Origin of the sequence: Mycolicibacterium psychrotolerans (assembly GCF_010729305.1) — a bacterium.
GTDB lineage: Bacteria > Actinomycetota > Actinomycetes > Mycobacteriales > Mycobacteriaceae > Mycobacterium > Mycobacterium psychrotolerans.
In genome coordinates, this window is the sequence record NZ_AP022574.1 from 3,710,039 (window position 1) to 3,725,316 (window position 15,278).

The following is a 15,278-nucleotide window of genomic DNA, read 5'->3' on the forward strand; positions in this document are numbered from 1 at the left end:
CGGGGCCGGTCACGAGAGATCCACGAGGGCTAGTTCATCCCCGTTGGCCTCCGTCGCGTCTTCGGCGAGCGCGTCCTTGGTCAAATCAAGAAGCGCGGTCGAGAAGGCGCTGGCCAGAGACTCGACATCCGTCGGCCCGAGGCGCCGGGTGTCGTACCACCAATCGAGATTGAGAACACCGCCGGCGCGGTACGCGCGCAACTCGAGTGCGTGGCCGAGCCCCGAGACCGCGTCGCGGACCGGCATCGCGGTGTCGGCGTCGAATTGCACCGGCGCGGCATCGAGTTGCTCGACTGGTACATCGGGGATCGCCCCCACATACGACAGCATAATGTCGGCCGGACGGCTCTGCCCAAGCACGCGAGCCGTCGGCGCGTAGTTGTACCGCAACAGCCCGTAGCCGATGCCGTAGTGCGGCACCGCCTTGAGGGCGTCGCGGACCTCGCCCAGCAATTGCTGAGCGCGGGCGCTGTCGGTGGACGAGCTCGTCAGCAGCACCGGATAGACCGTGGTGAACCAGCCCAGAGTGCGCTGAAGGTCGACATCCGGTTTGAGCACCGCACGTCCGCGTCCGCCGAGATCGACCGCGACTGTGCCCTCGCCGACCGTTTCGGCGATGGTGCGGCTCAGCGCGGCGAGCAGCAACTCTTCGACCGGCAGGTGCAAACGGCGCCGCGCATCGTCGACCTCGCCGGTCTCGGCGACGGTCAGTGCGGCTGACAGTCGTGCCATGTCATCGGCGCGCGGAGGTTCGACCGATTCCGCTCCGACCACGCTGATGGTGGCCCCGGCGGCCTGGCGCACCCAGTAGTCGCGGCTGTCGAGCACCCCAGGATGGGTCGCCAGCGTCGCGCACCGCTGTGACCATTCCCGCCACGAGGTGCTGACCGCCGCCAACTCGATTTCCTCGCCCGCTGCGTGCTGATGGACGGCTGTGAAGATGTCGGTGACCAGAATATCGCGGGAGGTTTCGTCGCCTACGATCCCGTGCACCGTGATCGCCAAGTAGTTCGGCCCAGCGGGTGGGCCCTCGATGAACGTGGCCGTCAGCGGCGCGGTCAGCAGCTGATGGTCGTTCATCTGCTTCTGGAGCAGTTCGACGAGCGCCTCGCGTTCCTGCAACGTGCCCGACGCAACACCCTTGGGCAGCGACGCGACCGATAGCTCATGGAACCCTCCCGGTTCCTCGATGCGCTGCTCCCACGTCCCGGCGTGCTCGACGATGTGTGTCCGCAGCACGTCATGGTGGTTCACCACCGCGCTCAGAACCGCCCCGACGGCGTCGGCCCCGACATCCGCGCGTAGACGCAGCAGCACGGGAATGCGCCAGCGGCCGCCGTCACGCAAACCGTGTTCGAGGAAGTGGGCGACGTTCGGCGGGACCGGGGGGTTAGCCGCGTCGGTCAGCGAATGGCGGGCCAGACCGCCCTCGGCGTACCGCGCCACGAGCGCGCGAGCCAGCGATGAAATCGTCTGATTCTCGTACAGATCCTGCGGTGTGAGATCCAACCCCTGTTTGGAAGCCGTCATCGCGACACTGATCGCGATGAGCGAGTCACCGCCGAGCTCAAAGAAGTTCGCTGTCGGCTCGATCGAACTCACGCCCAGACACTGCGACCAGATGCTCTTCAGCGCCGTCTCCATCTGGGTCCTGCCGCTGATTGCCATTGCGGACGTGACCCCGCCGTTGGTCGGGGCTCCGTTAACCGCGCGGCCGCCCGACACCCATGCTGCCCCCGGGTTGTACTCCACCCAGTGCCGGGTTCGTTCGAACGGATAGCCCGGCAGCGAAAGCAGCTGGCGGTGCCTCCCGAAGCGCGGTGTCCAGTCCACCTCAACTCCGGCGGACCACAATTGGCCTAATGCCATCAGGAAGGTGTCGTGGTCGCTGCGGTTCTGCGCTTGATGACGCATCAGCCGCACCGCGCGGTGATTGGCGGACCATCTCGGATGCCGCACCGCCGAGGATGTCAACGTGCCACCCGGACCCACCTCGACGACCACCCGGTTCGGATGCGACAGCAGCACATCGAGCTCGTCGGCGAAGCGCACGGTCGCGCGGATCTGGCGTGCCCACGTCGCAGGATCCGTCGCCTCAACAGCCGACATCGGCGCCCCACTCACGTTGGACAGCAACGTGGTTTGCGGTTCACTCAGCGTCAACCGCGACATGAACGCCGAGAACTCCGGGATCACCGGATCCATGAGGTGGGAATGGAACGCGTGCGCTGTTCGGACCCTCCGGGCGACGATCCCCTTCCCCGCCAGCCGAGCCTGAAAGGTGCGGATGGCCTCCTCGGAGCCGGCCACCACACAGTTGCCTGGATCGTTGATCGTGGCGAGATCGACGTCGCTGGATAGGTATTCGTCGATCTCCTCAGGGCTCAACGGCACCGCGACCATCGCACCGCGTGCGGAGGCGTGCATCAGGCGGGCACGCATTGAGACCGCCTTGACCGCGGTCGACAGGTCGAACACCCCGGCAAAGGCCGCGGCGGCGTACTCGCCGATACTGTGGCCTGCCAGCGCAGCCGGATGCACCCCGTAGGACTCGACAAGCTTCGCCAGCGCGTACTCGACGGCGAACAACGCCGGCTGTGCGCGGTCGGTGCGCTCCAGGGTGTGGCCTGCTCCATCGAACACCTCGGCCCGAAGGTCGTATCCCAGTTCCTGCCCGAACGCTGCTGCGCAGGAATCGAAGTGTTCAGCGAATACCGGTTCGGTCTCATAGAGGCCGCGAGCCATTCCGACGTGTTGCGCGCCTTGGCCCGGGAACAGGAACACCACTCGGTCCTCGTCGGCCTCGGCTGCCGGGTCGGGGGCCCGGACGACGGACACGTTGTCATGCTCGGAGTTGCCCAGGACAGCAACCGCGTGTTCCTGACTTCCGACCACGGCGACAAGGCGGTGGGGCTCTTTGCGGCGCCGTGTCAGGGTGTATGCGGCATCCGCCAGGTCTACCTCACTCTCCCCCGACATCTCCTCGGCCAACGCCTCCCGCGACTGGACGAGAGCTTCGCTGGTGCGCGCGGACAGCAGAAGCACCTGCGGGCCGATCTTCTCGTCGGAGGGGCCGGCCGCGGGCGCCTCCTCCAATACGATGTGCGCGTTGGTGCCGCCGACACCGAATGAGCTGACTCCGGCGCGTCGGATGCCATCCCATTCCCACGGGCCGTCGGTGTCACGTACCAAGAAGGGACTACGGTCGAGATGCAGCTCGGGATTGGGGCTCGTGTAATGCAAAGTCGGCGGAATTGTCTGATGTTTCAAGCACAGGATCGCCTTGATCAGACCCGCTATCCCGGCGGCCGTCTCGAGGTGCCCGATATTCGACTTCACTGATCCGAGATAGCAAGGACCGGAACGCTTCTCGGCGGCTAGATCGAACGCTTGACGGAGGCCCTCGATTTCGATCGGGTCGCCGAGAGGGGTTCCGGTGCCGTGGGTTTCCACGTATCCGACCGATGAGGCGTCGACTTCAGCCACGGCGTGTGCTTCGGCGATCACCTCCGCCTGCCCGACCGCGTTCGGCGCGGCGTAGGTCATCTTCGTCGACCCGTCGTTATTGAGCGCCGAACCACGGATGACCGCATGGATGCGATCGCCGTCGTCCATCGCGTCCTGTAGCGGCTTGAGAACCACCACACCGACGCCGCTGCCGAATATCGTGCCGTCAGAACGAACATCGAACGGCCGGCAGTGCCCGGTCGGCGAGACCATCGTGCCCTGTTCGTACCAGTAGCCGACCCGGTGCGGAATCCGAAGCGACGAACCACCGGCCAAGGCGATGTCGCATTCCCCATTGAGAATGCTCTGACACGCCAAATGGACGGCGACCAGCGACGACGAGCACGCAGTAGCCACCGAGATGGCGGGCCCGCGAAGGTTGAGCTGATGGGCGACGCGGGTGGCCAGATGGTCTTTGTCGTTCTGCAGCGACAGGTTGACCATGTCGAAACTGGCGCCCTGACCGATCACCATGTTCGGGTCGTACTGCGACATCAGGTTGTGCAACAGGTACCCGCTGGTCGAGCTGGTTCCGAACACGCCGACGGTACTCTCAATTTCACCCGGGTCGTAACCCGCATCCTCCAACGCGTGCCAGGCCGACTGCAGGAACAGGCGATGCTGCGGGTCGAGAGTACGGGCGTTGACCGGAGTGAATCCGAAAAACTCCGCGTCGAACTCCTCGATTCCCTCCATCAACGCCGCACGCCGCACATAGGACCGATTGGCCAGCGTCTGCTCTGTCACCCCCGAGCTCAGCAACTCGTCTTCCGTCAGATCGACGATCGACTCCACCCCGAGCCGCAGGTTGCGCCAGAACGCCGAAACCGATTCGGCGCCGGGGAACCGTCCGGCAATACCGATTACGGCGATTGCGGTGGACGGCAGCGTGTTGGCACTGCTGGTCACAGTCGTTTTCCTACCTTTCGCCGCGCAGCCGCTCGTTGGCGGGCCGCGGCACGTTGCTGTACCCGGTCGCGGACCGCGTTGGGACGCTCCGCGAGATCCTCTTCGGCTAGTCCGAGCTGACGGATGAGGTCGACGGCGAGGTCCGTCAGAGTAGCGCCCTGCAGGAGCAGAGCCACCGGCGGCTCGACGCCGAAGTCGCTGCGGACGGTGTTGCGCATGCGCACAGCCATCAGAGAATCCAGGCCGAGCTGGGTCAACGGCTGGGCTGGGTCGATCGCATTCTCATCGCTGAAACCCATGATTGCCGAGATGCGCTTGCGCAACCTGGCCACGACCGCACGGGTGACCTCGGGGCCGGAGAGCTCACGCAGCGCGTCGGTGCCGGCCCAGTCATCGTCGGCGTCCAGCGATCCCAGCTCGGCGACCAGATCCGCGAAGAAGCCGACCTTGGCAATCTCCGGGAAGGCCGCTGCGGCGCGGTCGAGGCGGAGCCGGGCCACACCGATGCGCTTCGGCGCGCCGGACACCAGCCTCTGGAGGGCTTCGATGCCTTCCTCGGTCGACATGGGATCCAGCACGCTGAACGCCAGCGTCTTGGCCAGTCCGACATCGGCCCACTGACCCCAGTTGATTGAAGTGGTGGCCAGTCCCGTCCCGGCGCGCCTGGTCGAGAACGCGTCCAGCCACGCGTTGGCACACGCGTAGGAGGCCTGACCCGGCGAGCCCAGAAGCGATGCCACCGACGAGAAACCGACCCACCAGTCGAGGTCGCGTCCGGCTGTCGCGTGGTGCAGCCGCACCGCGCCGAGAACCTTCGGTGCCCAGACGCGGTCCAGGCTGTCCTTCGACATGCCGGCGATCAACTCGTCGTCGAGCACGGCGGCCGAATGAATCACCCCGCGCAAGGAGCGTCCCGTCGCCTCCGCGGCAGCGACAATGCGCTCCGCTGTCCCCTGCACAGCGATATCGCCGAGTACCGTGACGACCTCGGCACGTCGGCCGAGGTCTTCCAAGATCGTCTGCGCCTCGGCCGAGGGTGCGCTGCGGCCGTTGAGGACGATCCTCCCCGCGCCGCTGTCGACAAGCCAACGTGCCACGGTCAAACCGATGCCGCCCAGACCTCCGGTGACGACATAGGCTCCGTCGGTGCGTGCAACCGGATCCAAACCCCGGGAGGGGATCGTGCTGCGCGACAATCGCTCGACGAGCCGCCGGCCCTCGCGCCAGGCAACGATGTCGTCCCCCTCAGCGGTGTCCAGCTCCGCCTGGAGAGCAGACATCACGTCCGCGTCACCGTCGAGGTCGATCAATGTGGTCCGCAGATCTGGGTGTTCGTAGGCCAGGACCCGAACCAGGCCGCGCAACACCCCAATCGCCGGATCTTCCTTGTCGCCGTCCACCGCGGCCAGCCCCGTTCGGCTGACGAGGTAAATCCTCGGTGCTCGGCCGTGCCAGCCGGTCGTGACCGCGCGCACCGCGCTGGTCACCGACCAGATGGTCTCGCGGGCCCGGTCGGCTGCCGCCACCGCGGCCTCGACTGACGACATCGCGTCCGGCGTGTCGGCGCCGACGAGAATCACGACCCCCAACGGGGGCAGTTCGGGATCCGAGGAGGTTTCGGCGAAGGCTTCACCGACGGCCGACTCGTCGGCCAGTGCCGCGGCGCTCGCCCGTCCACCCGCTGAAGTCAGCCGGGCGACCAGCTCGTCGGCCACCGTTCGGGTGCCGGCCCCGTCGGCCAGCACCAGCCAGCTTCCCGGCGCGAGTTCGGAGAACTGCACCGTGGTTTCGTGCCACGTTGTGTCGAACACCTTCTGCGACAACGGCAATGGAACGGTTCGGCGCTGCACGCGGCGTAGGTATACGCCGTCCACTTCGGCGACCACGTTGCCGGACTGATCGGTCAACCGGACCCGGCCCACGGCGTCGCCGCCGTCTTCGATGTCGGCTACCAACTCGGCGCGGCAGCGGGCCCGCCGCCCCACGTCGCCGTAAACACGAATGGACTCCATCGCCACGGGGAGGTAGGTCACCTCGGACGAATCGGAAAGGGATTCGGCCCCGATCGCGGCCGCCAGCCCCTGCAATGCGGCATCCAGCATCACCGGATGCAGCGCGATGCCCCGGTGCGGCGTTGCGTCATCGGACAGGACGATCTCGGTCTCTGCCCATCCCCCTGAGGACCTGGTGATCCGAGTCAGGGCGGCGAACGCGGGCCCGTGATGGGCCCCTGTGCGCCGCAGTGCGCTGTAGAAATCGCTCGGCGACACTGTCGACGTAGCTCCGGACCGCGCGGGACTCGGCTCTGGACGCGCGGTGTCATCCGCCTTCACGATGCGGGCGACCGCATGACGTATCCAGTTGTCGTCGCCGCTGCGCGAATGAATCTCTATCCGCGCCTCACCGGCGTTGTGGGTGAGCTGCGTGGTCAACCGTGTATGGCGATCCAGCGTCAGCATTTGTTCGACTTCAAGCCGCTTCACATGGACCGCGGACGCCGCCAGACCCAGCGCCTCGCAGCCGGCCGCCAGCGCGATCTCGGCAAATCCGGCTCCGGGCATGACGGTCTGACCGTGCACCTTGTGATCGTTCAGCCATGGGTGGAGGTCGGTGCCCACATCGGACTGCCAAACGTGGCCTCCGCCAGCGGGTAATTCGACGTGCATACCCAACAGCGGATGCGCGCCGGTGAATTCGTGCCCGGCAGTGGTGTTGGCGATCCAGTACTTGGCGTGCAGCCACGGCGTCGGCGGTAGGTCTACCACGCGGCCCACGTCCGGCGCTGCCGTCTCGCCGACGGAAGTACGGTGAGAGGCCAGACTCGCGTGGAACACCAGAGTTTCGTCCGAGTCGCGGGTGACCGTCGCGAGGACATTGGCGCCCTTGCCCGTTTCCGCCGTGTCCAGCGTCTCGGTGATCGCGTGGGTCAGCAGCGGGTGGGGGCTGATCTCGACGAAGTTGCCGTGTTCCTCGGCGGCTAGGCTCACCGCCTGACCGAACCGCACCGGATTGCGCAGGTTGGCCTGCCAATACTCGGCACTGAACAGCGGTGCGGATCCCTGATACGCGGTGGTGCTGATCAAAGGTATTTTCGGTGCCGCAGGGCTCAGGTACGCGAGCGCAGTGCCAAGTTCCGGCAGGACGGGGTCGATGGTCGGGTGATGGGAGGCCACGTCGACCTCCACGCGCCGCGCCAGCAGTCCCTTCGCGTCCACTGTGGCGACCAGCCGGTCCACCTCGTCGGGGGGGCCCGCGATCACAGACTGCTTGGGCGACGCGTAGACCGCCACCGTTACGTTCGGATGATCGGCAACAAGGCGCTCGGCGGCCGTCGCGTCGAGCTCGAGCAACGCCATCGCACCCTGCCCGGACAGCCGCTTCATGAGGCGCGACCGTGTCGATATCACGTCCAGACCTTCGGCTGGGGTCAGCGCACCGGCGACGACGGCGGCCGATACCTCGCCCATCGAGTGGCCGATCACGGCGTGGGGTTCGACACCGTAGGACCGCCACAACGCCGTCAGAGCCAACTGCATGCCGACGATGACGGGCTGAATCCGGTCGATACCGACGACCGGATCGCCGGCCTCCAAGATGTTCCGCAACGAGAATCCGGCCTTATCGGCGAAGACGGGTTCGAGCTCATCGACGGCGGCGGCGAAGGCCGGCTCGTCGCGGAGCAGCTTTTTGCCCATGCCGGGCCACTGAGCACCCTGCCCGGAGTACAGGAACACGACGCCCGCGCCGCGGCTGATGTGATGAGAGGCGATCACACCGGCCGCCGGCTTGCCCGCGGCCAGGGCTCTCAGACCGTGGGCGGCCTCGGCATGGTTTCGGGCACTGACGGTGGCAACGGTGCCGAATCGGCTGCGGCGGTTGAGCGAATGCGCGACGTCGGCGAGCGGCACCGCAGCACCGCCGTCCTCCAGCCAGTTGGCCACCGCGCCCGCCGTGATAGCCACCCGCTGAGCGGTCTTGCCGGAAACTGTCAGCGTGGTGACTCCTGGCGTCTGCGCTGCCTGCGCTGCCATGGTTTCCGGGCCCTGCTCGAGCACCACATGGGCATTCGTCCCGCCCATTCCGAACGACGAGACACCTGCGCGGCGCGGCGCATCGTGCACAGGCCACGGCGTCGGCTCGGTCGGCACGAACAGCCGAGTCTTGGTAGCGTCGATCGACGGATTCCACTGCGAGAAGTGCAGGTTCGGCGGGATCTCACCGTGACGCAGCGTCAGCACCGCCTTGATGAAGCCCGCCACACCCGCGGCTGCTTCCAGGTGACCGAAGTTGGTCTTGACCGCGCCCAGCGCACACGGGCTGGTGCCCTTGCCGTACACACCGGCGAGCGCGTCGAACTCGATCGGGTCGCCGAGAGCGGTTCCGGTGCCGTGCGTTTCGACAAGATTGACTGACGCGGCCGTCACGTCGGCCGAGCGTAGAGCGCGGGTGATGACGTCGCGCTGTGACGGCGCATTCGGGGCCGTCAGGCCGTTGGAGCGTCCGTCCTGGTTTACTGCGGACCCTCGGACCACGGCCAGGATCCGGTCCCCGTCCCGGACGGCATCGGTGAGCCGTTTGAGGACGACGATGCCTGCACCCTCACCGCGCACGAAGCCGTCGGCGCGCGAGTCGAACGCGTGGCAGCGGCCATTCGGCGACATCATCCCCCACTTGGCAAGGGCCAGTTGGGTTTCCGGGCGTAGGTTCAGGTTAACGCCGCCGGCGAGGGCTAGGTCGCTCTCCCTCATCCGCAGGCTCTGACAGGCTAGGTGGATAGAGACCAGCGACGACGAACAGGCGGTGTCGACCGCCACCGCCGGGCCCTTGAGTCCAAGCAGATACGAGATCCGCCCGACGGTGACACTGTGCGCGTTACCGGTGGCCGAATAGGGATCGATGGTGTCAGGGTTTCCGCCGGAAGCGTTCTGGTACTCGTTGTAGTACACGCCCAGCATGACGGCGGCGCGGGTCTCGCCCAGCTGATCCGGAGCCATCCCGGCATTCTCCAAAGCTTCCCACGCAACCTCCAGCGCAAGCCGCTGTTGGGGATCCATCGCGGCCGCCTCGCGCGGGGTGATTCCGAAGAACTCCGCGTCGAAGTGATCGATGTCGGACAGGTAGGCGCCCCACTTGGTGGGCATGCGGCCGGGCGCTAGCGGATCCGGATCGTAGAAGGCATCGGCGTCCCAGCGATCCGAGGGTACCTCGATGACAGCATCCGTGCCCGCCTGCAGCAGCTTCCAGTATCCGGCAGGATCCTTGACCCCGCCGGGCAATCGGCAACCGATTCCGATGACCGCGACAGGCTCGGCGCCAGCGATTCGCGCCGACTTGTCGAACTGTTCGGACAGCGCAGTGCGCTGCTCGGGCGTCATACCGGAGATCCGGTCGAAGATCGTCTTCATCAGATACCGCTCTCACTGCCACTGCGGGCAGATTCCACGCTGTCGAACAGCGCGTCCAACACACTGATCGAATCGGCTGTCACGTCGTCGGATTCGTCTTGTGGTTCGTCCTCCGGGGTGATCAAGGTTGCAATGTGACTCGCGAATGACCCAATGGTCGGGTTGTCCCACAGCATCGTCGCCGAGAGGTCCACCCGAACCAGTTGCTTGGCGTCGCGCAACAGATTCATCGCCATCATCGAATCCATGCCGAGATCGGGAAAGGGCATGTCGAAATCGACTGCAGTGTCCGGCATGCCGAGTTCGCGGGCCAGGATCGCCCGCAGTCGTGTCCGCAGCTGCTCAAGGCGCTCGGAGCCCGACATCACCGACCAGTCGACGAACTCGACCGGTGCAGCGCTGTGATCGTCGACCACGGGTGCCGGCGCCGACTCGGCGGAGGCGTACTTCAAACCCCGGATCTCGACACAGGCCACACCGTCACGGTCTCTCACCGCCAGATCGATCACGAGATCGTCGCCGTCGCCGCCTTCGCGCCGCGTCGCTTCGACGACAAAATTCGCCCCAGACACCGGGTGCCGCCACCACATCCCTTCCACCGCGGCCGGCAGCAGAAGCGTGGGATTGTCGGGGTCGGCGAGGCGGGCGACGTGCACTGCGGCGTCCATCAAGGCTGCCGAGAGGGCTGGGCCCTGCGAGTCGGGCAGCGAGATCTCGGCGCGCAATGCCCCAGCCGCGGCCCCACTCTCGCCGACCGTCCAATCGAACGGTTGGCCCTCCACGCCCCAGGCACGCTGCAACTCGGCGATCGTCGCCGCGTCATAGCGCGATGCCGGCAAGTGACCGACCTCCACCGCGGCCCGGCCGCCCCCGAACTCGGTGACTTGAGCGCTCGCGTGCCGAATCCACCGCTCGACGGGTGTGTCCGGGGACGCACTGGTTGACACGGTGATGCTTGTCCCGTCGGACACCACATGGACGACGCGCCGCTGGCTCGCCACTATCGGGTACTCGAACCGCAACTCGCTCACGGACCCAACGCCCAGCTGTTCGGCCGCGCTGGAAAGCGTCTGCAGCAGAACAGAGATCGGGACAACGTCCACACCGCGCACCCGGTGGTCGTGGGGATAGGGCTTGGACTGTGGAATCAGTCGCGCCCGCCAGTCGTGATCATGGATCGGGCTGGTGATTCGTTCGCCGAGCACTGTTCCGTAGATCGGATCAGGCAGCCCGTCGAGGTCTGGCACGTCTGCATCCGGTTCGGCGAGCAGATCGTCGAGTACCCGCACCGATGCGCGCATGCGGTACGCATCGGCCAGCCGTCCCCAGTCCGCGCCGGCGACGACATACTGCACGCCGGCATCGGGGCTCAGCACCGTCGACAACATTTTCAGCGCGGCGTCGTTGGGCATCGGTTCCAGGCCCGCCGCCGCCAGCTGTGGATGAGTGTCCGCCCACGTTTTGAACAAGCCCCAGTCGATGACCGTGGCCGGCAGGCCGAGCGCCCGACGCAGATAGGCAAACGTATCGGCGAAGGCGTTGCCTGCCGTGTAGTGCGAGACAGCTCGGGAGCCCAGGATGCCGGTGATCGAGGAGAACAACACGAATCGGCGAACCGGTGTGCTCAGCGTGAGCTTGTGCAACACCGCGACAGCGTCCAACTTCGGACGGAACATCTCATTCAGGTCGCCGTCCGTCATGTCCGTCAGCAGCGCCTCACCGCCTGCCAACGTCGCCAGATAGACGCCGTCCAGCGGCGGCAGGTCAGCACCGAAACGCGCGAACAGGGCACCCATCGCCGCCTCGTCAGCGGCGTCGCCAGCAACCTCAACCAGCGTGGTGCCCGCCGCCGCCAACTCGGCACCCAACTCGCTGAGCTGCGATCCGCGGCGCGACACCGCGACGATCGTCGCCGCACCCATCTGCGCCAGCTGACGAATGACGTAGGGTCCGACGTTGCCCGTGGCGCCCAGCACCAGATGGCTGGTACCGGGCTCCAGGCCGGTCAGCGTCGTTGCCGGAGCGGGGGCACGCCGGAGGCGTGGCACATGCCTGATCCCGCCCCGGTAGACGGCCTGATCGTCGCGGCGTTCGTCACCCTCGCTCGCGTCGGCTTCGGCTACCACGTAACGCGCCACCAGCTCTGGCGGCACCGCATCATCCACGTCGATGATCACGCCCCAGAACTCCGGGTTCTCGACCGCCAGAGTCCTGACCTGGCCCCACAGCACCGCATGCATCGGGTTCGCGCGGTCGCCTTCGCGCAGCGGCTGGGCACTGCGTGTTACGACGATCAGCCGGGGAGCGCCGGCGCCGGCCTGCGACAACGCGACGGCAATTCGGCGCAGGGCCTTGAACAATCGGTAGCCTTCTGCGACGTCGAGGCGGGCCGGAGCGGCCGCCGAAGGAGCGAAGACCAACCAGTCGGCGTCCGTCAGCCCATCGCGAAGCGCAGCGGGCTCGGCATCGTCGTCGAGCACGGACGGCGCAAGACTACGGGATTTCGGACCGAGCGAGCGGGCGAGATCGCCGCCGGTCTCGTCGTCGGCGATCACCAGCCAGCGATCACCGAACCGGTTTGCGGCGGCGGGAAGTTCTCGCACCGGCCACGCGAGCTCGTGGAACCACGGATGGTCGGTGCCTACTGGTGGTCTGAGGTCTGCGGGGTACACCGCACCGTTGCGGGACTGAGGAGCCGTGGCGCCTGACGCCGTAGCCGGCAAGACATCAGATGCCGGTGTGATCCAGTGCCGAGTGTGGTGCCACGGCGTGGTCGGGATCGGAATCCAACTCCGTTGTGGGCGCGCGGTTTTCGGGGGTCGTACGGTGTGCGCGGCATTGAGATTCGTCCGAAAAGTGACGGTGTCATTGGCATCGCGCTGCAGAGTCCCCAGACAGTGATGGTGCCTGTCAGCGAGCGTGTCCTTGATCGCATACGCCAACAGCGGGTGTGGACTGATCTCGGCGAAAACGGCGTGGTCGGCGGCGGCACGTTCGACAGCCGCGCCGAAGCGCACCGGGTTGCGCAGGTTGGCGACCCAATGGTCGGCATCGAAGACATTCGTGCCGTCAGTCGGGCGCCCGTCCGTGGTCACCAGGATCGGAATCGATGGCGCCTGGGGCTTCAGGCCTGCCAGTTCGGCACGCAACTCTGCGAGAATGGGATCGACGATCCAATGGTGCGAGGCCACGTCGACGTCCACCCTGCGCGCCAGCCGCTCCTGAGCGTCGACGACCGCGACGACCGCGTCGACCTGTTCCGGAGGACCGGCGATGACCGTCTGCCGGGGCGAGGCGTATACCGCGACGGTCAAACCGTCGTGACCAGAAATCAACTCCTCAGCGGCCGCGGCGTCGAGTTCAAGCAACGCCATTGCGCCCTGCCCCGACAACCGCTTCATCAGCCGTGAGCGGGTGGCGATGACCTTGAAGCCGTCGGCGGCGCTCAGCGCTCCTCCGACGACGGCTGCGGTGACCTCTCCCATCGAGTGACCTATCACCGCGTCCGGGATCACGCCGTGCGAACGCCACAATTCGGTCAGCGCAAGTTGAACACCGACGAGAACCGGCTGTATGCGATCGATTCCGGTGACGGCCTCGCCGGACTCCAGCACATCCCGCAGCGAGAATCCCACCTGTGCGGTGAACGTGGCATCGAGGTCGTCCACGGCGGCGGCGAACGCAGGCTCCTCGGTGAGCAGACGCCGTCCCATGCCCGCCCATTGCGAGCCCTGACCGGAGTACAGAAACACGGTGCCCGTTCCGCAGATGCCGTCGTGGGCGGCGACCACGCCCGGGGCCGGATACCCGCCGGCCAGTGCGCGGAGGCCGGCGACAGCACTCTTGGTGTCCGGCGCGGCGACGCTCGCGAACTTGTTGTGCTGGGTTCTGCGGTGGTTCAGCGTATGGGCGACCGCCGACAGGGACGCCGACGCACCCTCCCCTTCCAGCCAATCGGCAAGCCGCGCGGCCGTTGACGCGATGCGCGCGGAGGTCTTGCCGGTGACCACCAGGGTGGTGACCGGTGGCTCAGAGTCGGCCGGATCAGCGTCCACGTCGGCGACCGGGGCCTGCTCGACGATGACGTGCGCGTTGGTGCCGCTGACGCCGAAAGACGACACAGCGGCGCGCCGCGCCCGGTCGACAGCTGGCCACTGCGCCGGCTCCGACGCGATACAGAAGCGTTTCGCACCGTCGCTGGCCTGCGGTGTGAGCTGTTTGAAATGCAGCTGCTTCGGGATGAACCCGTGGTACACGCTGAGTACGGTCTTGATGAAACCGGTCACGCCGGCCGCGGACTCGAGGTGGCCCAGGTTCGTCTTGACCGAGCCGAGCACCAGCGGTGCCGAGCCGGCGCGGTCGCCGTAGACCTCGCTGAGCGCGTCAAGTTCAATGGGATCGCCCAGCGCGGTCCCGGTGCCGTGGGCCTCGATGTAGTCGACCTCCGAGGGCGACAGCCGGGCCACCTCGAGTGCGCGCCGCATGAGCGCCTGCTGCGCTGGGCCGTTCGGCACCGTCTGACCGCTGCTCGCGCCGTCCTGGTTGACCGCCGACCCACGAATGACCGCCAGCACCCGGTCTCCGTCGCGCTGGGCATCGGAGAGACGCTTGAGCACGACCACACCGCAACCTTCGCTGCGCACGTAACCGTTGGCGTCGGCGTCGAAGGTCTTACACGTTCCGTCCGGTGCGAGCATGCCCCAGCGCGAGCACGCGATGTTGTTCTGCGGAGTCAGGATCAAGTTGACGCCGGCGGCCAAGGCGTGGTCACTCTCGCGGCGGCGCAGGCTCTGGCAGGCTAGGTGGATGGACACCAGCGACGACGAACACGCGGTGTCGCTCACCACCGCAGGGCCCCGTACCCCCAGAAAATAAGAGAGCCGGCCCGCGGCGAAGTTCGGTGCGCTGCCGAACGGGATGTACGGGTCGATCTCTTCTGGCCGCAGCTTCCCGACGAACGATGCGTAGTAATCGCTCGTGGTCATGCCGACGAAGACCGACGTGGCGGAGCCACGCAGGCTGCGGGCGTCGATACCGGCGTTCTCCAACGCCTCCCAGGCGACCTCCAGAAGAAGTCGCTGCTGTGGATCCATGCCGGCCGCTTCCCGATGCGAGATGGCGAAGAACTCCGCGTCAAACTCGTCCGGTTGCCACGAAGTGAGAAATCCACCCTCCCGATTGCAGATCGTGCCGGGGACGGTGTGGTCCGGCGAGTAGTACTCGTCGGCGTCCCATCGATCCTCTGGCACCCGGATGACGCCGCTTCGCCCTTCGGTCAGCAACGTCCAGAACTCGTCTGAATTGTTCACCCCGCCCGGTAGGCGACACCCGATTCCGACCACCGCGATGGGCTCGGTCTCGGCCTGCTCCGCCAGAGCGAGACGGGTGGTCAGGTCGTCGATCTTGCGAAGGGCTTCAGTGATGATCGCCCGGCGGTCTGGCGACTCAGCTGTCATT

Annotated in this window: 3 protein-coding genes; all 3 read right to left on the reverse strand. The window is 66.7% G+C overall.

Annotation, left to right across the window (positions count from 1 at the left end; genetic code table 11):
- Window positions 1-9: 9 nt before the first annotated feature.
- The 3 genes from G6N45_RS18225 to G6N45_RS18235 are packed head-to-tail and all read right to left on the reverse strand — an operon-like array spanning window position 10 to window position 15,277.
- Window positions 10-4,416, reverse strand: coding sequence for a type I polyketide synthase (locus G6N45_RS18225; protein ID WP_163723527.1), 4,407 nt, complete (start codon window positions 4,414-4,416; stop codon window positions 10-12).
- Window positions 4,413-9,821 (reverse strand): type I polyketide synthase, encoded by a 5,409-nt coding sequence (locus G6N45_RS18230; RefSeq protein ID WP_246228718.1) that lies wholly within the window; start codon window positions 9,819-9,821, stop codon window positions 4,413-4,415. Before G6N45_RS18230 ends, G6N45_RS18225 begins: the two co-directional genes overlap by 4 nt.
- Complete coding sequence (locus G6N45_RS18235) at window positions 9,821-15,277, reverse strand: SDR family NAD(P)-dependent oxidoreductase (protein WP_163723528.1); 5,457 nt, start codon at window positions 15,275-15,277, stop codon at window positions 9,821-9,823. Before G6N45_RS18235 ends, G6N45_RS18230 begins: the two co-directional genes overlap by 1 nt.
- Between the last annotated feature and the right edge of the window lies 1 nt (window position 15,278).

What these genes read in the sequence shown, in the direction of transcription:
- G6N45_RS18230 (WP_246228718.1), bottom strand. Translation starts at nt 9,821, where the DNA reads ATGAAGACGATCTTCGACCGGATCTCCGGTATGACGCCCGAGCAGCGC.
- G6N45_RS18235 (WP_163723528.1), bottom strand. Translation starts at nt 15,277, where the DNA reads ATGACAGCTGAGTCGCCAGACCGCCGGGCGATCATCACTGAAGCCCTT.